General features: G+C 37.0%; 8 protein-coding genes and 1 pseudogene. All 9 read right to left on the reverse strand.

The genetic code is table 11. The features are described 5' to 3' along the window. Window positions 1-107: 107 nt before the first annotated feature. Window positions 108-1,519: pseudogene (locus Q5Y73_RS11735) on the reverse strand (AMP-binding protein). Window positions 1,520-1,842: 323 nt separating this feature from the next. Then, complete coding sequence (locus Q5Y73_RS11740; RefSeq protein WP_305992086.1) at window positions 1,843-3,045, reverse strand: glycoside hydrolase family 88 protein; 1,203 nt, start codon at window positions 3,043-3,045, stop codon at window positions 1,843-1,845. Between the two features lie 89 nt (window positions 3,046-3,134). Beyond that, window positions 3,135-3,815 carry a DUF1961 family protein gene (locus tag Q5Y73_RS11745; RefSeq protein ID WP_305992087.1) on the reverse strand — a complete coding sequence of 227 codons (681 nt, stop codon included), beginning with the start codon at window positions 3,813-3,815 and terminating at the stop codon, window positions 3,135-3,137. A gap of 15 nt (window positions 3,816-3,830) precedes the next feature. Then, window positions 3,831-4,505 carry a DUF1961 family protein gene (locus tag Q5Y73_RS11750; protein ID WP_305992088.1) on the reverse strand — a complete coding sequence of 225 codons (675 nt, stop codon included), beginning with the start codon at window positions 4,503-4,505 and terminating at the stop codon, window positions 3,831-3,833. A gap of 77 nt (window positions 4,506-4,582) precedes the next feature. After that, on the reverse strand, window positions 4,583-5,389 hold the full coding sequence (locus tag Q5Y73_RS11755; protein WP_305992089.1) for an alpha/beta hydrolase: 807 nt from the start codon (window positions 5,387-5,389) through the stop codon (window positions 4,583-4,585). A 259-nt stretch (window positions 5,390-5,648) separates the two neighbouring features. After that, the gene (locus Q5Y73_RS11760; protein WP_305992090.1) at window positions 5,649-11,660 is read right to left on the reverse strand and encodes a chondroitinase family polysaccharide lyase; all 6,012 of its coding nucleotides are present in this window, start codon (window positions 11,658-11,660) and stop codon (window positions 5,649-5,651) included. An 848-nt stretch (window positions 11,661-12,508) separates the two neighbouring features. Then, on the reverse strand, window positions 12,509-17,545 hold the full coding sequence (locus tag Q5Y73_RS11765) for a polysaccharide lyase family 8 super-sandwich domain-containing protein (RefSeq protein WP_305992091.1): 5,037 nt from the start codon (window positions 17,543-17,545) through the stop codon (window positions 12,509-12,511). 443 nt (window positions 17,546-17,988) lie between these two features. Further along, complete coding sequence (locus tag Q5Y73_RS11770; RefSeq protein ID WP_305992092.1) at window positions 17,989-23,781, reverse strand: polysaccharide lyase family 8 super-sandwich domain-containing protein; 5,793 nt, start codon at window positions 23,779-23,781, stop codon at window positions 17,989-17,991. A gap of 467 nt (window positions 23,782-24,248) precedes the next feature. After that, a complete protein-coding gene (locus Q5Y73_RS11775) occupies window positions 24,249-25,127 on the reverse strand; it encodes a carbohydrate ABC transporter permease (RefSeq protein ID WP_305992093.1) in 879 nt (292 codons plus the stop codon). Window positions 25,128-25,153 lie beyond the last annotated feature (26 nt).

Here is a 25,153-nt window from a genome sequence, read left to right on the forward strand (position 1 = left end):
CTCTTGAAGAAGGGGGGGCTTACAGCAAGTAGAAAGGGATGAAATTAGGGGAGGATATAATCTTCCCCTATTTGTTAATGTATTTTTGATGAGTTTTCTCAAGTTTACTACTCCTCTATCGTTGATAAGTCCCCTGTAGGCAAATCTAATTCCCATGCTTTTAATACGCGCCTCATAATTTTGCCGCTTCTTGTTTTTGGAAGCTTATCCTTAAACTCAATTTCCCTAGGTGCTGCATGAGCTGAGAGTCCTACCTTCACGAACTTCCTAATCTCTTCCTTTAATGCCTCTGTTGCTTCGTATCCTGTTCTTAATGATATATATGCTTTAATAATTTCCCCCCGCACAGGGTCTGGAATTCCAATCACCCCTGCTTCAGCCACAGATGGATGTTCGACAAGCTTGCTTTCCACTTCAAATGGCCCTACTCTTTCTCCCGCTGTATTGATGACATCATCAATCCTACCTTGAAAGAAAAAGTAACCATCCTCGTCTTGATAAGCAGAATCACCTGAAACATACATTTTTCATCATAGAAGGATAGCTTGTTTTAATAGCTAAGTTCCCCATATGATAAGGAGGAACTTCATTGCCGTTATCGTCTATAATTGCCGCTTCTACCCCTGGAATAGGTTTACCCATAGAACCCGGTTTCATATCCATGCTTGGATAATTGCAAATGAGCTGACCTCCTGTTTCAGTCATCCACCAAGTATCATGAATGCGCTGATCGTAGACCTTTAAACCCCAACGGATCACTTCTGGATTCAGTGGTTCTCCAACACTTAAAATGTGACGCAAACTAGACAGCTCAAACTGGTTAACAATCTCATCACCTGCTCCCATCAACATACGAAATGCAGTTGGAGCACTATACCAAACTGTAATTTTGTATTTTTGAATTGTTTCATACCAATCCTTTGGACTAAACCTACCTCCCCGAATGACATTGGTTGCGCCATTCAACCAAGGTGCAAAAACACCATACGATGTACCTGTTACCCACCCTGGATCTGCTGTACACCAGTACACATCATCCTCTTGTAAATCCAATACTATCTTGCCTGTATAAGCATGCTGAATCATCGCATTATGAACGTGTAAAACACCTTTTGGTTTCCCTGTAGAACCTGAAGTGTAATGCAAAATCATGCCGTCTTCACGATCAACCCACTCTATATTAAGCTCTTCAGATGCTTCTAATATTTCCTTATTCAGATCAACTAAATCTGATGGTACTGAAAAATGAGGGTCACAAACTAAGATATGTTTCAACTTGGAAAGCTCTTTTGCTGGAATGCGATGTAATAATGGACTCATTCCTTGTTGAATCACTATAGTATAATGCAATCTTATCTTTTAAATTGGATTCAGCATGTTTATCTATGGCTTCATAAGCCATATTCACACTACCAGTATTGTACCAAGAAAATTCTTTTTCTATATGGGTCCAGTCAAATGATGACCGTACCGTTTCGTAATTCAGCATGTTTGGATTCTCCGCATTTGCTTTTATCATTTCTTCATTTATTATTTTCACATCATTTCTCCTCCTAAATCAGAAACCTATATCACTCTAATCACTGTATACTCAGATCAGAGCCTTTTTAAAGTAAACGTTTTCAAAAATGGACATAGAAATTCTATCAAATGTGACAATGAAACATCTTCAATAATTATGAAACCAGAATGAACTGGTAAATCGAACAATGATGATGCTCTTGAAAAAGAGGGAGTCTGTCAGCATGTATGTAGTACGTGATAAAAAATACCAAGTTGTGCAGTAATCAAAAGCCCTTGAACTACACAACTTGCTGATTTCATCCAGAGAAAAAAATAGGATTACCAGTACAACTCCCAGTTTTTCACTAAACGAATTAATGCTTCAAAATAATAATAATCTCCCCAAATACAGCTCTCATCTACACCTCTTGGTCCGTTTTTATTGTATACCGCATGAAGCAATATACCATTGGCTTCACTATTCATTTCTGTTCTATAGTTTTCATACAAGGATTTCACTGTGAACAATGCTGCATTTTCATACATTTCTTTTTCTGGATCTGTTAAAGGCAATGATTTAACAAGCTCTAACAACCCACAGGCTGCAATGGCTGCTGCCGAACTATCACGTTCTTGATCATCTCCATCTGTAAATACTAGATCCCAATAACATATATCATCTGCTGGAAGTCGGTTTAAATAGTAATTCGTTACTTTTTTAGCCAGCTCTATTAACTCTTCATTATTTGTATAACGGTAACTTAATGGAAAACCATAAATCCCCCACGCCTGTCCTCGTGCCCAGCATGAATCATCCGCATATCCTTGAAAAGTAGTGCCTTTCACAGGTTCACCTGTTTCTGAATCCATATAAAAGGTATGGAATGTTGATGCGTCTTCCCTCACGATATATTTTGCAGCTTGTTTTACATGACTTTCTGCCATATCCCGATATTTCGAATCTCCTGTCACTTCTGAAGCCCAATACAATAAAGGGAGGTTCATATTACAATCTATAATCATGCGTCCACGCTGTTTAGGGTCATTTAAATCTCCCCAGGCTTGAATAATGCCCGCTTTATCAAGGTAACGAGTGATGAGATGATCTGCAGCCATAAGCGCTGCTTCTTTAGCAGCTTCATTTCCAGTTAACTTATAAGCGCTAACGCAGGACAAAGAATACAAAAACCCTAAATCATGATGATCCACTTCTATTTTTTTTTCCATTCTTTCCTTATAACTCAATACTTGTTTTTCAGCGACCCTGCGATACTTTTCATCACCTGTCCACTCATAAGCTAACCACAACATCCCAGTCCAAAAGCTGTTTGTCCATTCTATATTATCTATCGGCGGATAAACATTATTTACACTGCTGGAATCAGGATATTGATCTGTAAATAAATCTAAGCTTTGGTCTATCTTCGCTAAAACATGTTCAATGGCTTTTTCCACGAATTCACGATCAACTGGTGGTTTTTTTTGAAAATAATCCTTATTATTTATTTCTTCTTTATTCACCGATTTCACTGCTACTGTCATATGACCTCTCCCTTTCATCCACCCTTTTTGAAGTTTAACTTTATTCAAATTGTAAAGGGTTTCATACATGTTTATAAGATGAAAATTTTTTACCCCTCTATTTCATACACTTTAAAATCTGCATATTCTGCAATTAATGGTGCCATTTGGCGGAATCCAATTCTACCTCCCTTGATCAAAGGTCCCCATGTTTCCCCATCATCCTGCCAATCAAATATAAGCAGCTCATTTATATAAAATTTGATATTTCCATTCCTTTTCAATAACAAAAGCTGATACGGTTCTTGTACATCTTCACAACTAGGTATAGGATCAGCCCCTTGGCAAACTAGGTGGAAACCATAACTTTTTCGCAGATTGCAAGTATGAAATTTTCGATCCACATCTTTGTATCTACGTCTAAAATAACTAACATGATAAGCATGAATGTCTCCATGATGATATTGTCTGTACATTCCTTTCCTTACTTTTAGCTTTGAATCAAACAAATCCTCACCGTTCATTCCTGCAGCTCCAAAAAAAAGAATAGCCAACCCTGGTTCTCTTAACGGTTTAAACTCCCAAGAAATTGCTATGTTTTCTGGAAAGCTCTCTGGACACCAATAAACAAAATTCGATTCCTGTCCCAATGACGGATCAAGCAAATTTTCCATTCTCATTTTACCTTCTGGAAAAGTTACTTGTGCTTCCCCTTCCATTTTAAATCCAGCTACATCAGTTTCAGATTGAAGTGGATTCTCATAAATTAAACGTGCATTTGTAGGTAACATGAGCTTTTCTCCTCCCTACTCCAATTCATACACTTTAAAATCTGCATACTCAGCAATTAGTGGTGCCATTTGGCGAAATCCGATTCTCCCACTTCCAATCAAAGGTCCCCACGTTTCCCCGTCATCCTGCCAATCAAAAATAGGGAGTTCGTTAATGAAAAACTTGATATTCCCATTCTTCTTGGTCAGTAGAATTTGATATGGCTCTTGTATATCTTCAACATCTGGTATAGGATCTGCTCCTTGGCAAACAAGATTGAAACCGTAACTCTTTCTCATATTGCAGGTATGGAACTGCCGCTCTACTTCATATCTTCTTCTAAAGTAACCAACATGATATGCATTGATGTCTCCATGGTGATATTGTTTATAGATTCCTTCTCTTACGTTAAGTTTTGGATCAAACAAATCTTCACCCTTCATTCCTGCTGCGCCAAAAAACAATATGGCTAACCCCGGCTCTCGTAAGGGTCTAAATTCCCATGATACGGCAATATTCTCTGGAAATATTTCTGAACACCAGAACACAAAGTTAGATTGTTGGCCAAGTGCTGGATCAAGTACATTTTCCATTCTCATTTTACCCTCTGGAAAAGTTACTTTTGCTTCCCCTTCCATTCTGAAATCATCTACATCATTGTCAGATCGCAGTGGATTATCATAAATTAAACGTGCATTTGATGGTAGCATTCCTATATCCCCCTTTTTGGTTAAGGTAATACTTCACTACTAACCTCAATTGAAGCATTATTTTGGAAATTATATATTTATGATTGAAAAACTTTGATCTCATGTTTTAACCAGCTGTAGCATAACTTTGTCCATTGACCCACATGTGGCTCATCCTCTGCTAATTTCAGACCATGTTTCCCCGTCGGAAATACATGCAGTTCAAATGGAATATTGTATGTACTTAACGCTTGTGAAAAATACAAGCTATTTTCAACAGTGATATGATCCTCGGCAGTATGCCACATAAAGGTTCTTGGCGTATCTTTACTCACATGTTTTTCTAAAGAATGATGGTCCCTTTCAAATTCCGTCCCAGCCGCTCCAAGCAAGTTTGTCCTTGAACCATAGTGCCCCATCTCTGTAAATGTAATCACTGGATAACCAAGAATCATAAAATCAGGGCGACAGCTCTGCTGATCAATTTCATCCTGAGGGTCAAAAAAGTTTTGGTTAAAGTGAACCCCTAACGAAGCTGCCAAATGACCTCCAGCTGAAAAACCAGCTGTACCTATTTGTTCTTGGATTACGTTCCATTCCTTTGCTCTTAATCGAATTGTTCTTATTGCACGTTGCGCATCGATAAACGGACAAGGATGACGATATGGAACTACTCGATAATCCAGTACAAATACGTGAATGCCTAATGGAGTTAACCACTCTGCAATCCTTACACCAACATCAGTTTTGTTCTTGTATCCTCCTCCAGGTATGGCTAACACCGCTGGTGCTGGTTGGTTAGACTTACTTGGATAAAATATCATTTTAGGCATTTCTTTACTCTCTCCATCTAAAAAAGGAACCTTACCTTGTTCCCACAAAGGAATTTCTTGATTTATGTCCATTTAATTCACCTTTTTCATAATTTAAATTCTCGGATAAAATGCTCTTTATTATAAATTGTAAGGGTTTTCAAAAATGTTTTTAAGACGAAAATTTTTTACCCCTATTTAATAATAAAAAGAGAGAGGTGAGATAGACACACCCCTCTTTCATCATATACTTTTCACACTTTATCCGTTTATTAAGAAACTCTTTTATTCGCTTGATACTCTGTTTCGATACCTTAGCTTCAATATATTTACGATATTAAATTTGTTTGTCCTAGTTTTCGTCATCTTTTTTATTTGGTTTATTTCCTTTATTTCCATCTCCATTGTTTCCATTTCCATTCCCGTTATTTCCATTTCCATTCCCATTAGAAGTTTTAAGTAACTCTTTAAATTGATCTAATGCTTCTTGCAAACTCAAAACTGCCTGATCAATATTTCCTTGCGTAAGGTTCACAGCATCATCTAATATTCCTTGGACTAATTGAATTTCCCCTTGCAATATTTGTTTACTCCCTATAGGATAGGTGCCCGCTGCATGACCTTCTTCAGCTTCATCATGGAATAATTGTGCTTCAATGATGATCGAACTCAACTCACTAAGATCTCCAGCAGCTTGAATAATGCTCGCTTCAAAAGTATCTATGGCTGTTCGAAGCTGCAATTCAGTGGAATTAATCACTTCTTGTGATGAATTGTCTGCATCATCTAAAACAACTTGTGCACTTGCTAGTTCTACTTGCAGTAGTTCTTGGTCAGGGGCAGAGACATCTCCTACCCCTGTGCCTATATCATGATTTAATAACAATAGATCCGCTTCTTCTATAGCTTCACTTAAAGCCGTTGTATCTACTATTTCATTAACTGGGATTAATTCAATTTCTATCGGCATTGCATGTTGATTATCAAATTCGATGACAGTAAATCCATTATTGTTTGATACAATACGATAGTTTCCACCCTGCTCCTTTACATTCCATTCACCAACGATTGTTAACTGCATCGTATGCACGATGCTTTCATTTTCTTCCCACCAACGATCATAAGGGCCTTTTGCAACAAAATTACCATCTGCATCATAAACATCAGGATCTAATCCCTCGTACAACCTTAGATCAGGATCAACAACGGAAAGCACTAATTGATTCCCATTTTCTCTAATCATCACCATGGAAGGAGTATCCACAGCTGCTACATGACCAACATGGATAGCATCATTTGCTTCAAACAATGCATAACCTGTAATTCTTGTTGCTAAATCCTTAACTATATGTGCGTCATAATCCTTTTGTAATACTTCATATGGCTGATCTTGTGCCTGACTCATCTGTTCTATAAATGTCTGCATTTCATTGGCATCTGCACCAACGATGATTGCATACTCATACTCTTCACCTGTTGGAGCCTTTCCATGATCTAACCATGCTGTAGTAAAATCACCCTGAGTCTCACTTCCATCTTTTTGATCTTTAGAATTCTGTGTTTTTCGATGCAATCCAACATTCTGATCTTCCGGTATATAGTATCCATTCTGCTTATTATCTACCATCCACATGGGTTCGGTTAATAACAAGTTATCCTCATATGGGAAGGTTGTGATTGCTTTTGTATCACTCAACCATATTGGCTCATCTTGACTTTTCATATGATTTTGGAAAAGTGTCGTTTCTGTTGAATGTACATCATCTGTATTTTCAATATTTGATCCTAATGCAATGATTCGGTCATCAAACATAAAGACGGATTTTCTTGCACGATGGCTTTCGTCATATCTAGGTATCTCGTGCAGCTTCATCGCAAACATGCCATTTTCACCTTCAATATTCAATCCACCAGCAAACGTTTCATCATTTAACATATTTTCAGAAAATTGACTTGCTTTAAGCTCATCAAAAGGTAAATGAATTGTTGTTGTACCCGACCAACGATTCCAATCATAACCTAGATCTGTATGACCACTATCATAACTATTTACGGGATCTCCTTGACCTAGGATTTGAATCTGTCCATATGAGATATATCTTCCATACCAATTGGCATTCGTATAGATTTCTGTAGACCATACATAACGATTATGTCCTTTGACCCCAACTAACCAGTTATCCCTACGATGAAGCTGCAGTGCACCGTAATTCATGGTCCAACTTCCATTTGGATCAAGCTCTGCTTCATAACCTAAATCAAGCAAGGATTGTGTTGTATCGTCAAAATTGAGAGGCTCTATTAATCTTAAATAAGCCGCAGCCATGTCTGGATCAATCGCCTCTAATCCATCTGGTGTTCCAGCTAAAGCCATATATTTGAACGGAAAACTGCTAATTCCATAAACTCCAGTTGGATGTCTCCCTGCAATACTAACTAACCAATTATATTTATTTGAATACAATCTAGTGGCAAGCAAGGCATGTTTAACTGATTCATGTGCCTCTTCTGAGATCCCAAATTCAGTTCCTCCAAGCATATAAACCACAGGTGTCATCCCTATAAAAGCATCTCTAGTATAATGTGGATAAAATCCTTTATGATGAAATCCAGATCCATCGACTTTAAAGGCCGGCATTAAACCAGGAGCAGGTGTCAAACCTTCACTTAACCATTCTGTTAATCTACGCATATATTGCACTTGACGTTCTTCATCATCAAGGATTAAAATGCTGGCAACCATACTCCTCAGTAACGTATTCAACGTATCTATATTGGCATAAATTCGATCCACAGGCTCATACATTCGTCCAACTCCACTGTACCAAACCATCATATCCTGAGCCCATGGAAGCAATCCAGCCTCCTCTAATTCATCCTTCATCAGCCACATTGCTGGGGCAAGAGAACGATTGTTGTATCCAATGTGATGTAGAATTCCCTGACTGCTACCCCATGCCCATCCTTGGTCACGGAAATGATCCGCAAGATCAATAAACATCGTTTTTAATTCTGTTTTTTCAGTTGGATCTGTTGTTATATGATAATACTGTGCGACATTAAACATGAAGTCCGTATAGTCTCTTAAATCAAGTGCGTTAACCACTGCCAACATTTCCTCTTGCATACTGCTTGGATAAATATCTTTTAAGTGTTTAAAATTAACAGGTCTTCCTTTTATACTTCCATTCTCCCGAACAATTTCATAGGTTTGGAATTCAGCACGCAATTCCTCCATGCCTTCAATAACCGGTTCCTCGCCCTTTAAACTAGCATCCACTCTCTCCATATCTTCCATCACATACTTACGATAGTTTTCCGCAATAGTAGTAAGAGAATCCAATTCTGCTTGTGTTGGGATGATCACTTCATTAGATGCTTCTTTCAGCCATTGATCAAACAAAACGACAGCATTCCAAGTATACATATCCTGCTCGTCTTGTTCTGGGTTTACAAATGGAACCTGTATATCTCTAGTTGGATATCTAGTATCCACAAGATCGTTCATCACAAATTGATCAAAAAACAATGTTCCTTGACCTAAACTGCTAGGTGCACTTATGACTAAATGATCCATTTCAACTACAGGATTACCCGTCATATCATGATAAGGCACCCAGGCGGTTCTCCAGCCCTCAAAATCTAAACCAAAGGTGAAAGATGCATCCACTTGACCGTTATGTCCAAATTCAAAAAGAAGTTCATCTTCAATCGGATTTTCATTGTATATCCATACGCCAAAAGTATCTGTTTCTTTGCCGCTAAATCCTGTTGGGTGAGATAGAATGACTTGTGAGCCAGCAGAGTAATCCCATCTTAGTGAAGAGGTTCCATCCTTGAAATGTTCTGTGCTAAGTGTCAATTCGGAAGCGTCATTGGTTTCAAATTGTGTTGGGACTTCACCTGTTTCAAACATGAAAACTGGTCCATACACTGTGATTATACTAGTGGCTGTATATATAGTCCCATCCAAGTTGGTTGTTTCAGCACTTATTTCTACAGTACCAGTATCTAACCCTGCCACTAACCCATTGTTATCTACTGTAGCAATACTTGGTTCACTTGAACTCCAAGAAACATCTTGTGCTGAAATATCAGGACGAATATGAACCTGTAACTGAGTGGTATCTCCTTCTCCTAAATAGTAATTTGCTGGTGTTACTTCAATAGGGTTCAAATCATAGGAGTGTATACTAATATCATCAAACCAAACGCTTCCAGTTCCTTCTTCTAAAAACAATTGAACCTTCATTTCCACTGCACCAGCTGGAGGTATGGTATTTAAAACGACTTGCTTCCAATCATTTGTTCCTTTAAATTTATCTGTATTTGTTGCAACGCCTACTTTATCCCCATTTGAATCTATATATAAAGCTCGGTAAGAGGCTCCACCTGTAGCATTATCCGTTTTGATCCAAGCTGATAAAGTATGTTTTTGCAATTCCGAAATCGGTACAACTTGAGTAACAGAAGCCCGTCCGTTATCCATGGAGGTGATTTGAAGAGATTTTGATCCACTATGGAATTGATCTTCTGTCACACTAATACTTGGATTTCCTACAGGTTTCCATAATAATGGCCAATCCGCTGCTGCTAAATCCGTCCATAAATCATAAGCAGGTTCTGTAATTTCAAATCCCGAGTTCAACACTTCTGTATGAATCGTATGATCACCAGTTACATGAACTTCAACAAATGCAGATATACTTCCATCTGTATTTGAGGCTGTTATATTCGAAGTTCCAGGTCCGATGGCTGTTAGATGTCCATTATGATCAACAACAGCAACACTAGGAAGTGATGATTCCCAGATGATGGACTCCGTAGCATCCATTGGATCCACTTGCACATTTAATGTGGCCATTTCCCCAGATACCATCTGTATAGTTGATTCATTCATAACAATGTTCTGTATCTCAATGGTTTCTATAAGTTCAATGTCATCAAACCATACGGTTCCTGTACTTAAGTCTGCATTTAATTGCACCTGCATGATTGCAGCATCCAAAGGGCTTTCTACATTTAATTGTAAAAGAGTCCAATCTGTATCCGCTTTTATCTTTTGAGAAGTGACTGTTTCACCCGTTATTTTCTGATCATTGGCATCGGAGTATATAATTTGAAAAAAAGCACCCGATCCTGATATATTTTCTGTTTTCACCCAGATATTAATTTCATACTTTTTAGTAGGATCCACACTAACCTTTTGGGACACAGTACCTCTTACAGCTGTTTCTCCTGGTTCAAACACTGCGCCAGCTGCAGATATTTTTAAAGCCTTGCTGCCACTATGAGCTTGAGCTGGATCTATCTCAATAATAGGATCTCCTCTATCTGTCCATACAATAGGCCAATCTTCCGGTATGAGTCCATCCCAATCTGAATTTGCATCATCTGTATACGTGAATTCAAATCCTTGATTTATTACTTCCGTGGCATAGGTCGGTTGTCCATCACCCGGAGTTTGGTCATTCACAGTAACTGCTACAGTGTCAGATATCGTTCCATCCATATTGGAAGCTGTAATTGTCGTTGTTCCTGGAACAACTGCTGTAACAATTCCGTTAGCATCTACAGTGGCTACACTAGGATTTAATGATTCCCATTTTAAACCCTCAGTATGATCCATTGGGTGTACTTCCATTGACAAATTAGTAGAATCCCCGCCATTTAACGAAATCGTATCTTCTATAATGTTAATACTAGAAATAAATATTTCTTGAACCTCGGTTAATTCCACATCATCGAACCATACGGTTCCTATACCTGTATCCATTATTAATTGAATTTTTAAATTGGCCGCTTCTGCAGGTGGGGATAATTCTAACTGGACACTACCCCAATCCATAAAATCATTGATCTTATTTGTGGATACACCAGCACCATTTATTTTATTCCCAACAGTATCATAATAAGTAATTTGAATATATGCTCCTTTACCTGAGGTAACATCCGTTTTTATGTTTGCATTTAAATTGTACTTGTTAGAACCAAAAACCAGCACTTGTTCTTGTGTTACCATCGCTCGAATATTGCCCTCAGAATCGCTAGGATCTGCAGTTACTGATGAGATCATTAAAACATGATTTGTAGGATCTGCATCATCTTGGACAACATCAAAGGTTGGGATTAATTCTGAGTTGTTGGGATCAACGTACGTTTTCACCCAACCACTTACTGGTTCAAAATTGTCCCAAACTGAATCAACATCAGACGCTATTATAGCTTCAAAATCCCCGTTCATAATTAAATTTGAAGTTTGAGCTTCACTTGTTATCTCAGTTGTAAAACTAGGAATAAAACTAAACAACATTGTAAAAATAATCATGAATGATGTCGCTTTGTTTAATTTTTGATGTTTCATGCTTCCACCTCTTTTTTGAGTTATTTCTTACCTGTCATTTCTTCAATCTGTAACGTGTTATGCATTTTATATGATTCAGATTTTTTTGGCATAAGATTAAATGAATTGAAAACGCTTACAAATGTTGGTATTATCATTTCTTATTTTTCTTCATAACACCTCTCCTATCTATAAAATTATTATATCAATCAAATATATTTACAATTGTAAGGGTTTTCATTTGTGAGTTTAAGGGGAAAACAATTTACCCCTATTGATGATCGTTACACTGTCACTGAATTTTTTTATAAAGAGGATCTTAAGCATTTTTATCTTCCACTGAAATAGATGACCTTATTAAGCAATTCAAGTTGTGAACTCCCTCTTGAAGGAGGAAGTTTACAACATGGAGGTAAGTATAATATAAAATTTATAAATGTTGGATGATAATTTTCTATTAATATTGAAATAAGGAACTTTCGTTCCCCTATTTATAGAATTTATCACAATGCATAAAAATAGAGGAAATTCGTTCCCTTATTCTATTGATTTTCTCATTACTCTTTGAAAAAACTATGAATAAGACCCTCATTTTGCTCTATTCTGTTAGAAAAACATAAAAATCTCGAAATAAGACCCTCATTTTACTCTATTTTTAATTGGGGAAGCAGTGGAAGCAGCGATAGACACATTGACTTGCTAATACAAGATAGATTCTCTAAGAAAAAAATTCCGTAAAGGTGATTGATGAACCTTTTCCCTTTTAAAATATTTGAGGGAGGTTAAGATTCATTATTCATTCTATCTGATTATTTACTTAAATACTAATTAGATAATAAGGGGTAATGACACCCCTTATACCTATACTTCTATCTCTTTATTTTTCCATTTGTTAGCTTCAACTGTTTATAATCTATCACTTGATCATTAGAATCTACTAAGTAAACTCCTAGATAGGTTTTATTTTTTACATAGTTGGGAATCAAAATCTCCTCCCCTATTGTATAAGGATCAATTACACCTTCTCCAACAGGTAGTACCGTTCGATCCACCTCAAAACTTGTCTCATCTTCTTCATTAAAAATAAAAATGACCAAACGATAAAGACTTTCGTCTATTTCCGCTTCAACTCTTGTAGTTCCCTCTAGTTCACCTTTTTTAGCTTTAGGATTAAACTGAACGTTGTTAGGAGTTTTCACAGACGCTTTAAATGCTTGTAATGCTTCATGAAGTGTTTCTACAGATTGATCAACTACAGCTTGTGTCTGATTTGCTGCATCATTTAGCAACATTTGAACCTCACTTATCACATTTTGCAATATTTCCTTACTTCCTTCAGGGTATTGCCCCACTGCATTTCCTTCTTCCGCTTGATCGTGAAATTGTTGCGCCTCATCTATGATTGCAATTAATTCACTTACATCATTAGCCGCTTGTATAATGTTTTCTTTAAAGCTTTCAATGGCTGATAGAAGATTTGCTTCCGTTTCATTTATCACTTCTTGTGATTGATTTACCCCATCATTTAAAATCACCTGAGCATGATCCAGCTCCACTTGCAGAAGCTCATGGTCAGGGGCGGAGACATCTCCTACCCCAGAACCAACATTGTGATTAATTAATAATTGCCCAGCGTTATCAATTGCTTCACTTAAACCACTTAGATCACTCATATCAAGTTTAACCTTGGCTGTAAAGCTTTCACCTGCTGCACCAGTTACATCCACAGTAAGCCTTATAAATGGCTCTAAATGTTCTACTGTAATATTGTTATCTGCCTCTAAAAGCTGTAATCCCTTTTGTTGAATTTCTATTTCAATAACACTACCTACCTGTGTTGGATCAGACACTGAAATTTCAAGTTCACCATTCAACTCTTGCATCATCACTGAAGCTTGCTGATACACGGTCAAGTCTCCAACGGTTTCCCCACCATTGTTCCAGAAGTTAGCTCCGAGCAGACCGAGTGAATGATTTTGAACCGCTTGTACCTCTGCATCATTACGCAAGACTTCAATATCTGGATTTGTTGCGTATGAAGCTACTTCCTGTGTAGAGTAATTTGGCAACAACACGTATGCATACGTATCATCTTGAGGTTGTATACCATGATCAAACCACATTGTCATATAGGACCTTGTAACTGGATCATCCGTTTCACCTGCATTTATATCCTGCCAGCTTCCAGTACGTGATTCTTTTTTCACTTGTACACTAGGTAATTCTGGAAAGTAGTATCCAATAGCTGAACCTTCTACATTCCCTTCTAAATGCACCCATTCCACATGATCTAAGGTTTGCTCCCAACCTAATTGTTCTGGTTGTATTTGCCCGTTAATGACAATTTCATTTGTGCCATCATCACGAATTTTACGGTTCTCAACAATCGTTTCTACTGAAGTGGATCCACCACTTGTAATTCCAGCTCCAACAGCTACAATTTCATCATCAAACATAAACCAGGATTTTTTCGCTTTTACATCCAATGCATGATAAGACATTCCAGTTGCTCCATATTCATCTTGGAATGTGACTCCGCCTACCCAAGGTTCAGGAGATCTTTCTTCACCCAGTCCATCTTGCATGTTCACCGTATTTATTGTTGTTCCTGGTATTCGATAAGGATCCACAGTTGGCCAAAAACCATCGCTATAATGACCCAAATCATTGTTATACAAATAGGTCATCCCTGATCCTGTATGCCACCCTTTCACATTTTCATCTAAAATAGATTCAAAGTTTTGTATACGGTCAGAGTACATACTAATGCCAAACGCATAACCCTCTTTATGATTTACGACTCTATTCATAGCGGAGAAGGTTTTATGCAAGTCGAGTTCTCCACGAGGTTGGATGCTATTATCTGCTATTAAATCATCATATAACTTAAAGTCACTGAAATCTGAAATATATTGTTCGTAGTTTAAATACGTATCTTGCTCAATCCAATATTTTGCCAAACTTTTAAATTGTGTAGCATATGGTTCATCTACAAACTCAGCATAACGCAGGAGTGAGTTGGTTAAATAATAACCTGAATCATGATCTTGTAACCCACTTTTTGCAATAGACCTTCCTCTCACCATGTCCATCATGGCACCTTTATACATTAATGGCTCATATGCATTGCTTATTGCCTCATAAATGATTTGTATTTCTGGTCCTGTTACTTCCCAAGAAGTATTATTCAATAAACTTAAAATTTCTGGAGTAAATCTGATGATTTCCATACCATATGTTCCTGTGTACGGAATATCATCATGCTGTATGAACGATCCATCCTCATAAAATCCATTTACTTCAGGGATATGGTCTACATATTCTAAATGGTCAATGATGGCATCTCTAACGCCTTCAATTTTTGACACACTTTTCTCAATGCTTCCTGCACCTGCTACCGTTACACTATTCGTAAGTACATTCGCTAAGCTTGCATCCAGCGGAGCGCCACTTGAATGAGAACGGAAAAACTCATGTGTATTTGGAGCAAATTTATCTACCGTTGCCATGTACTTGTCTATTTGATCTTGTTTTAAATAATCGTGCAGGAGAATCACTGTTCTAACTAAATGTTTGGCAGCTCCTCTTTCATAGTGCCACCAATTTCCTGTTACTATAGTATTTTCATTATACTTATTATCATACATCCATTCTAAACCGGACATGATGTCACTTAATAGCTGTTTATTTTGATAAACCTCTGAATCTTCATAAGAAAACGCTTCAGCCATCGAATAGAGCTTGCTGTAATTCGTTGTTATATCCTCTGATAGTGATAACGTGTGAGGATCATACAACCATAAAAAAGATGTGTTTTCATTTTTATTCATAGACTCCCAATTCGTGATGCCACTTGAGATTTTTTCATTAAATAGGTCTTTCATTCTAGGGTCATTTGGATCTAAAGCAGAGGTTTGTAATACTTGTTCCTTTAATTTCATACGCAAATCATCAAATTCATCCCAAATATAAGGCTCTATAGTAACTGTACTAACTGCGCTACGAACACCGTCTTCTGTTTGGACTGTAATTTCTACTGTTCCTGGCTGAATTGCATGTACTAAGTCGTTCTCAACTGTAGCTATAGAAGGATCAGATGAAGTCCAAATAAGCGAGGACACATCCGCCCCTAGAGGTTGAACAACAGGATTTAACAATCGATAACGACCTTCAAACATATTCATCTGTGAATCTAATTGAAGTGTATCTATTTGAACAGGATCAGCATTGGGATTGTCAGTGACATGAACGATAACTGTATCATAAATTCTTGATTCTTCACCATAAGCAGTAATGATCGCTTTTCCTTCTCTAACTCCTGTCACTACCCCATTAGGATCAACAGTTGCAACAGATTCATCTGAAGAAATCCAAATGGTGTTTTCTTTAGCATCTACTGGTTGTACATTCAATTGTAATGATTCTGTTTCTAATTGTTGGATCGTTAATTCATCTTCAACAATGTCTAAACTCGTAATAGAAATCCAGCCGCTTATTAAAGATACATCATCAAACCATACCGTTCCGGTTCCTTTATCCAAATAAAGTTCAACTAGGATTTGTGCTGTACCAGGTGGAGGATCTAAAATTAAATTATGTTTCTGCCAATCGTTCGTCCCAGTTACACTTAAAATGGATGGTATACCTGAATCCGCTACTTTATCTCCGTTTGCATCTTTGAATTGGGCACGAAACATAGCACCCTTGCCAACTACATTTTCTGTTTTGATCCATGCGCTTAATTGATAGGCTTCATTGTCATCAATACCTGATACATGTTGAGTCACCGCCACTCTTACATAGTCATTGTTGATATCATTTCCTACCGATGATATTTTGACAGAACTATTTCCAGAATGATACACATCTTGAACAACTGTAGTTGATGCTGTCCCTAAGGAATTCGCTCCATTAAACCATGCTTTCCAGTTCGTTGCGCTTGTCGAATCAGCATCCCAGTTTCCAATGCCTCCTCCCATTTGTTCAAAACCTGCATTTAGGACATCATTTAAATTTTGGAGCACAGAAATCTGTATTGTATCTTGAATATCACCTTTCTCATTGGAGGCTGTTATTAAGGCAGTCCCTGCATTCATTGCTGTCACTGTACCTGTATCATCAACGGTAACAATTGAATCATCTGATGAAGACCAAACCATCGTTTCTGTTGTATCTAAAGGCTGTACATGCCATTTTAGAGAATTAGTATCTCCCTCTACTATTTCTAAATCTGTTAATTCAATATCTATAGACTGAATAGGTATCCGAACGATTTCAGTGAGTTCAATATCATCAAACCAAACCGTTCCAACCCCTCTATCCAAATAAAATTCTACTAAAATCTGTTCTGTACCAACTGGAGGATCTAATTGTAAACTATAGTTTTTCCAATCTGTTGTTCCAGATATAGCTTGCGTAGCGGGAATGGTAGAATTCGCAATTTTTGTCCCCGCACCATCTTTAAATTGAGCACGGAACATCGCACCTTTACTAGCATCTATACCCATTACTTGATCTGTTTTCATCCATGCACTTAAGTTGTATTGCTTTTGATCATCAACGCCTACAGCATGTTGTGTCACTGCTACTCTGATATAATCACTACTAATATCATGTCCTACAGAAGATATTTTCAAAGCACTGCTGCCAGAATGGTACACATCTTGAACAACAGTCGTTGATGCCGTCCCTAAAGAATTTGCACCATTAAACCATGCTTTCCAATTCATTGGACTAGTCGCTAAATCATCCCAATTCCCAGTACCGCCACCCATTTGTTCAAAGCCTGAGTTATCTACTAAATTCAATGTTTGTGCACGACCTTGCTCAACTGCCGGTAAAAAACTAAGTAATAAAATAACGATAAGTGCCTGTGAAATCCACTTTTTATAATATGACTGATTCATAAGTACACCTCTTTTTGAATGTTAGTTTGGATTGTTGAAAATTTGAATAGATAAATCTCTGTAAGCATGACATGTTTTAAAATCTATATATCTTGAATTAATCAATAACTGTATTTAAATATTGTATTTACTATTATTTTTATATTATATAATCTTTTAGAAAACGCTTACATTTTTTCTTAATTTAATCTCTCCCCCTTTCTTATTATTAATCTATTTCTTAGCGTGTATCTATTGTAAGTGCTTTCATAAAAGGGTAGAAGGGGAAAAAATATTACCCCCTATTTACAATAGGGAGTGTTAAAACATCATATCTTAGAAAGGATCATAAAGAAATACAAAATGATTTCCATTCTAAATAAGAAACTAGGACTAGTCCTTTTGGCAATGAACCCTACATGAACAGTCCTAGTATATTCATTCAATCAAATTTCACATAAAACTCACTTTATTTTTCCATTCGTTAGTTTAAGCTGTTTGTAATCTACTACTTGATTATCTTCATCTACTAAATAAACGTTAAGATAGGTATTATTTTTATCATAAGCAGAAATAACGATATCTTCTCCTATTGTGTATGGATCAATGACTCCTTCTCCAGCAGCAGGTAAAACGTCTGGATCCATCTCACTGCTTGTCTCATCTTTTTCGTAATCAATCTCTATCACTAAACGATATTTACTTTCATCTATTTCAGCTTCAACTCTTGTAGTTCCTTTTCGTTCACCTTTTTTAACCTTAGGTTTAAACTGAACGTTGTTAGGCTCTTTTACAGAAGCTTTAAATTCATCCAAAGCTTCTTGTAATGTTTCAACAGATCGATCAACAGCAGCTTGTGTCTGATTCGCTGCGTCATCTAGCAGGATCTGAGCTGCATAGATCACATTTTGCAAAATCTCCTTACTACCGTTAGGGTATTGCCCTACAGCATTCCCTTCTTCCGCCTGATCATGAAATTGTTGTGTTTCATCTATGATTGAAATTAATTCACTTATGTCATTGGCAGCTTGAATGATGCTTTCTTTAAAAATCTCAATAGCTGAACGAAGATTAGCTTCTGCTTCATTTATGGCCTCTTGTGGTTGATTGGCTGCATCATTGAAAATGATCCGAGCGTTATCCAACTCCGTTTGCAAAAGTCCATGGTCAGGGGCGGAGATATCTCCAACCCCAGTACCAACTTCGTGACTAAGCAACAGCTGTTCAGCCTCATCCATTACTCCACTTAAACCACTTAGCTCACTTGCTTCTAGCTTAAACTTCGCTGTAAAACTTTGACCTGCTGCATCTGTTACATCCACTATGAGTTTAATAAAGGGTTCAAATTGTTGGACTGTGATATTGTTATGTGCTTCTACAAGCTGTAAAGCTTTTTGATTTAATTCTATCTCAATGATATTTCCTTGCTGAGTGGGGTCAGAAATAGAAATTTCAAGTTCCCCATTTGACGTTTGCATCATCACTGAAGCTTGCTGATAAACGGTCAAGTCTCCTACTGTTTGCTGCTCATTATTCCAGAAGTTCGCTCCTAGGATACCTAACGAATGACTCTGAACCGCTTGTACAGTCTCATCATTTCGTAAAATTTCAATATCTGGATTAGCTGTGTAGGTTTCTACTGCTTCTGCTGAATAATTCGGCAACAAGACATATGCATACTTATCCTCCTGAGGTTGTACACCATGATCAAACCACATCGTCATGTAGGATCTAGTCACTGGATCATCTGACTCCGCTTCATTGATATCCCTCCAACTTCCTGTCCTCTCTTCTTTTTTCACTTGTACAGTAGACGGATCTGGAAAATAATAGCCAATAGCTGAACCTTCTACATTCCCTTCTAAATGCACCCACTCTACTTGGTCTACAGTTTGCTCCCAACCTAATTGTTCTGGCTGCACTTGACCATTGATGACAATTTGGTTCGTTCCATCATCACGAATTTTACGATTTTCAACGATGGTTTCAACTGGGGTAGTTTCTCCACTCGTAATTCCCGCTCCAACAGCTACGATCTCATCATCAAACATAAACCAAGATTTTTTCGCTGTTAGTGAACTTTCCCATGCATCATATGACATTCCAGCTGTTCCGTATAAGTCTTGGAAAGTCACGCCACCTACCCAAGTTTCTGTAGATGTATCCTTGCCCTCTTCATCTTGCATGGTCTGAGTATCTATCGTTGTACCTGGTATTCGATATGGATCCACGGTCGGCCAAAATCCATCGCTATAGTGACCTAAATCATCGTTATATAAATAGGTCATCCCTGAACCTGTATGCCATCCTTTTAAATTATTTCCATTATTCTCTTCATAGTTTTGAATTCGATCAGAATACATACTGATTCCAAAGGCATATCCTGTCTTATGGTTAACAACTCTATCCATTGCAGAAAAAGTTTTATGCAAGCTCAGTTCTCCACGGGGTTGGACATTCTCATCCGCTATTAAAGCGTCATATAAATAAAAGTCGCTAAAACTAGAAAGGTTTTGTTCATAGTTTAAATAGGTGTCCTGTTCAATCCAATATTTTGCCAAGCTTTTAAATTGTTCTGCATACGGAGCAGGAACGAACTCTGCATAACGAGTAAGTGCATTCGTTAAATAAAAACCAGAATCATGATCTTGCAATTCACTTTTAGCAATGGATCGCCCTCTCACCATATCCATCATGGCACCTTTATACATTAACGGTTCAAAAGAATTGAGAACAGCATCATAAATCATATCAATTTCTGGACTGGCCGCATCCCACGAAGTATCATTCAGTAAACTTAAAATATCAGGAAGATTTCGAATGATTTCCATACCATACGTCCCGGTGTATGCTATATTATTATGAAATACATAAGAACCATCCTTATAGAATCCGTTAGTCTCATTAGGTACATCGTCTGCATATTCAATACGATCAATAATCGCATTTCTAACTCCAGCTATTTTTCCAGCATTTTTTTCTATACTCCCTGCACCAATCAACGCTACACTATTCGAAATTGAATTTGCTAAAGTTGAATCAAGCGGGCCATCTGGATGAGGATAATTATACTGAATTGTATTGGGTGCAAATTTGTCTATAGTTGCTATATATTTATCCATTTGTTCTTGATTTAAGTAGTCATGTAGTAAGACAAGAATCGGAACTAAATGCTTAACTGCACCCCTTTCATAATTCCAATAATTACCTATTTCAGAGGTGTTTTCGTTGTATTTATTTTCATACATCCATTCTAAAGCAGATATGAGGTCCCCTAATAATCGTTCATCTTGATAATAAGGGGAATCTTCATAAACAAAAATTTTAGCCATCGTTGACAATCTTGAATAGCTGTTTGTGATGTCTGCCGCTAATGAAAGATCATGGTCGTCATATAGCCATAAAAATTGTGTATCATCATTTTTGTTTATGGATTCCCAATTTGACACTCCAGCAGATATGATTTCGTGAAACAAATCTTCCATTCTAGGATCATGGATATCTAAAATCGTTCTTTGCAGCAATTGTTCTTCCAATTTAACACGCAAATCATCAAATTCATCCCATTCATAGGCATCAATCGTAACTGTGCTAACTGCACGAAGCCTTCCATCTTCTGTTTCAACGGTGATTTCTACTTCCCCTGGTTGAATTGCTTTAATTAACCCCTTTTCTACAGTTGCTATATTAGAATTCGATGAACTCCAAACCAATGAAGAAGTATCGGCTCCATCAGGCGCAAACGTTGGATTCAACAAATGATATCGACCTTCAAACAAATGTATTTGTGAGTCTAATGCTAAAGATTGGATATCAATAGGATTAACATCAGGATTTTCAGTAACATGAACAATAACTGAATCATATGCCTTTGAAGTTTCTCCATAAGCAGTGATGATCACTTTACCTACTCCTGTACCTGTCACGAATCCATTTTCATCCACTGTTGCCACAGTATTATCAGAGGAAACCCAAATGATTTTTTCTGTTGGAGTTTCTGGAATCACATTGAAATCAATCGGTTTTGATTCTTGCACTAATATTGTCAATTCTTCCTCTATGATTTGCAATTCTTCAATTGAAATCCAATCACCCTCAAGTAATACATCATCGAACCAAACCGTTCCAGCTCCAGTATCTAAAAACAATTCAACTTTCATTTGCTCCGTTCCAACAGGTGGATTTAAAATTAAACTGTAATTTTGCCAATCCGTTGTTCCAGCAACACCTAAGCTATATGGAGTTTCAGAATCAACAATTTTTGTACCTGCTCCATCTTTGAATTGAACACGGAATTTCGCACCTTTTCCAGAGACATCCTCTGTTTTTATCCACGTGCTTAAACGATAGGTTTCATTCTCATTTATACCTAATGCATGTTGATTCACAATCACTTGAACTTGTTCTATATCATTAGGATCAGCTGTATTGGAAGATATCTCTAATGCACGGCTTCCTGAATAGAACATCCCTTCTACTATTTTTATGCTTGGATCAGACAAGGTATTGGATGTACTGACCCATGCTTCCCAACCTGCTGCCCCACCATCGGACCACTGACCTGTCCCACCTCCAATTTGTTCAAATCCTGAATTTGCTACATGATTTAAGTTTTCTATGACCGTAATCCGAACTGTATCTTGTATATCCCCATTGACATTGGAGGCTGTAATCGTTGCATCTCCTAAACTAACCGCTCTTACAATACCTGCTTCATCCACAGTAACTACAGATTCATCAGATGAAGTCCAAATGATTGCCTCGTTTGAATCTAAAGGCTGGATTTGCTTTTCCAGTGAAATAACATCATACTCAAGCATCTCTATATCTGTTTGTACAATATTAATATCTTGAATAGCTATTATCGGAATCTCTACAATTTCAACATCATCAAACCAGACCGTCCCTGCGCTATCATCAAAAATCAATTCCAATTTGATTTTTGATGTATCTGGTGGGGTTTGAATCTCAAAGGAATATTCAGTCCAATCACTGGTTCCTTTCACTTTATCAATGGAATGATTTACAGAACCTACTACTTTTCTTGAATTTGAATCTAGATATTGTGTTCTGATATACGCTCCATCTCCAACCACATGATCCGTTTTCATCCATGCCTTTACTTCATATTTAGCTAATTCTTTTGCATTATTATTTTGATAAACAACAGCATAGGATGACAATACCGGATCAGGATTAGATAACTTCAGTGCATTTGTTGCCATTCTACCCTCACTGTTCACCACATCGTACACTGCCGTTGTCTGTGAATTGCCTCCCTCCACTGCAATCCAATCGGATGCTCTATTATTTCCCCACAAACCATCTGCATTCTCAGTTACTTCAAACCCTCCATTTCGTATTAAACTATTTGTCCCGTTCCCAATTACATTTACATCAATACTAGCAGAAATAGTACCTGCCTCATTGCTTGCTGTAATCACTATACTACCTGCTTTTATTGCTGTAACTTCGCCATTTCCATTTACAATTGCAGCGTCCTTATTTACTTCAGCCTCCCAGTTCACATTTTCGGTTGTATCTACCGGATTGATTCCCAATAAAGAAGAAAGAGAGAAGGATTCGCCAACGTTCATATCTATGGAATTCTTAGTAAACTGAAGGTTCGTTATTGGATTCCAAACGATCTCTACAATTTCAACATCATCAAACCATACCGTCCCTGCGCTATCATCAAAAATTAATTCTAATTTGATCTTTGCTGTACTTGGTGGGGTTTGAATCTCAAAAGAATATTCAGTCCAATCACTGGTTCCTTTTACTTTATCAATGGAATAATTTACAGAACCTACTACTTTTTTTGAAGATGAATCTAGAAATTGTGTTCTAATAAACGCTCCATCTCCAACTACATGATCTGTTTTCATCCATGCCCTTACTTCATATTTTGCTGATTCTTTTGCATCATTATTTTGATAAACAACAGCATACGATGACAATACTGGATCAGGATTAGATAACTTCAGTGCGTTTGTTGCCATTCTGCCCTCGTTATTGACCACATCATACACAGCTGTTGTCTGTGAATTGCCCCCTTCCACTGCAATCCAATCGGATGCTCTGTTATTTCCCCACAAACCATCTGCATTCTCAGTTACTTCAAATCCAGCATTGTTGATTAAATTTGTGTTAGCTGCAACATTTGAATTTTGAGCATCGTTTACTGGAATAAAACTTAACATTAAAGTGATAATAAGTATTTGTGAAATTATTTTTTTCAAACTAGTTTGTTTCATAAACACCCCTCTTTTCTGAATGTTAATCTAGAATAATGGACAACTTGATTCACGTAAGTTTCAAATCATGGAATAGATATATCATTGTTAAAGAGAATATAACTGGATACTTACTAATATTTCTAAATAATGTCATTATAGAAAGCGCTTACATTTTTTTCAATCCAAATCCCTCTCTTTCATAGTTTTATTTTTCTATTATTCTTATCGTGCATTTATTGTAAGTGCTTTTATGAAAGGGAAAAAGGGGGAAAAATATTACCCCTTAAAAAGGAAGTGTAAAAACATCATATCTTATACATGTGAATAAAGACATGTGAAATGTTTTCCATCACAAATACATAGGAAATCCATAGACAATAGATTAAACATGTACTAACGATGAATATCCCTTTAAAGAAGTAGGGGGATTCTCTCCTTTAGAGGGATATTAATAATCTCTTTCATTTATTTAGATCGACTAGCTGCTAACCCTTAACACCCGTATTAGATACTCCTTTTATAAACTGTTCTTGTGCTAAGAAGTACACAATAATCGTTGGGATAATGGCCGATACGGCAGCCGCCATAAGCAAGCTGTATTCTGTATCAAATTCATAAACAAAAAATTGCATCCCAAGTGTTAAGGTATATAATTCTTCTGAAGTAATATAAATGAGTGGTGCTAAAAAGTCATTCCATGCATGCATGAATTGAAAAATAATCAAAGTTGCAATAGCTGGCTTAGATAATGGCAAAATAATTCTGAAATAGATACCAAATTCACTTAAACCATCAATCCTAGCTGCCTCCAATAACTCATCTGGAATAGATACAAAAAACTGACGGAACAAAAACACTCCAAATGCACTGAATGAATTGATAATAATAATAGGCCAATGTGAATCTACTAATCCAATCTTACTCATCAACATGTATTGCGGAATCATCATGACCTGAAACGGAACCATCATTGTGGCCACATATAAGAAAAAGATTTTATCTCGTTCAGGAAACTTTATTTTTGCAAAGGCATAACCACCTAATGAACTTGTAAACAGAAGCAATACGGTTGATATAAGTGCAATTTTAAAGGAATTCAAATAAAATACATGAAAGGGTACTCTAGTCCAAACTTCAACATAATTACTCCAATAAAATACTTCTGGAATCCATTGAATAGGAAATCCAAAAATTTCAGACTCTGCTTTTAAAGATGCAGATAACATCCAAAGAAAGGGTAAAACACAAATTGCTGATAAACCAACGATAATAAGATATCTAGTAACTTTATTCATATTGAATTTTAGTCTCGACTTTTTAACATTTTTCTCTATCACAGCATTTTTCTCAGTCACATAATCCATAATTCAATCTCCTCTCTGTACCTACT

The organism is Chengkuizengella axinellae, from assembly GCF_030730905.1.
In the GTDB taxonomy this organism is placed as follows: Bacteria; Bacillota; Bacilli; order Paenibacillales; family KCTC-33759; genus Chengkuizengella; species Chengkuizengella axinellae.

Coding starts and splice junctions, on each gene's coding strand:
- Q5Y73_RS11750 (WP_305992088.1), bottom strand. CDS start 4,505: ATGCTACCATCAAATGCACGTTTAATTTATGATAATCCACTGCGATCT.
- Q5Y73_RS11770 (WP_305992092.1), bottom strand. CDS start 23,781: ATGAAACAAACTAGTTTGAAAAAAATAATTTCACAAATACTTATTATC.
- Q5Y73_RS11745 (WP_305992087.1), bottom strand. CDS start 3,815: ATGTTACCTACAAATGCACGTTTAATTTATGAGAATCCACTTCAATCT.
- Q5Y73_RS11765 (WP_305992091.1), bottom strand. CDS start 17,545: ATGAATCAGTCATATTATAAAAAGTGGATTTCACAGGCACTTATCGTT.
- Q5Y73_RS11755 (WP_305992089.1), bottom strand. CDS start 5,389: ATGGACATAAATCAAGAAATTCCTTTGTGGGAACAAGGTAAGGTTCCT.
- Q5Y73_RS11740 (WP_305992086.1), bottom strand. CDS start 3,045: ATGACAGTAGCAGTGAAATCGGTGAATAAAGAAGAAATAAATAATAAG.
- Q5Y73_RS11760 (WP_305992090.1), bottom strand. CDS start 11,660: ATGAAACATCAAAAATTAAACAAAGCGACATCATTCATGATTATTTTT.
- Q5Y73_RS11775 (WP_305992093.1), bottom strand. CDS start 25,127: ATGGATTATGTGACTGAGAAAAATGCTGTGATAGAGAAAAATGTTAAA.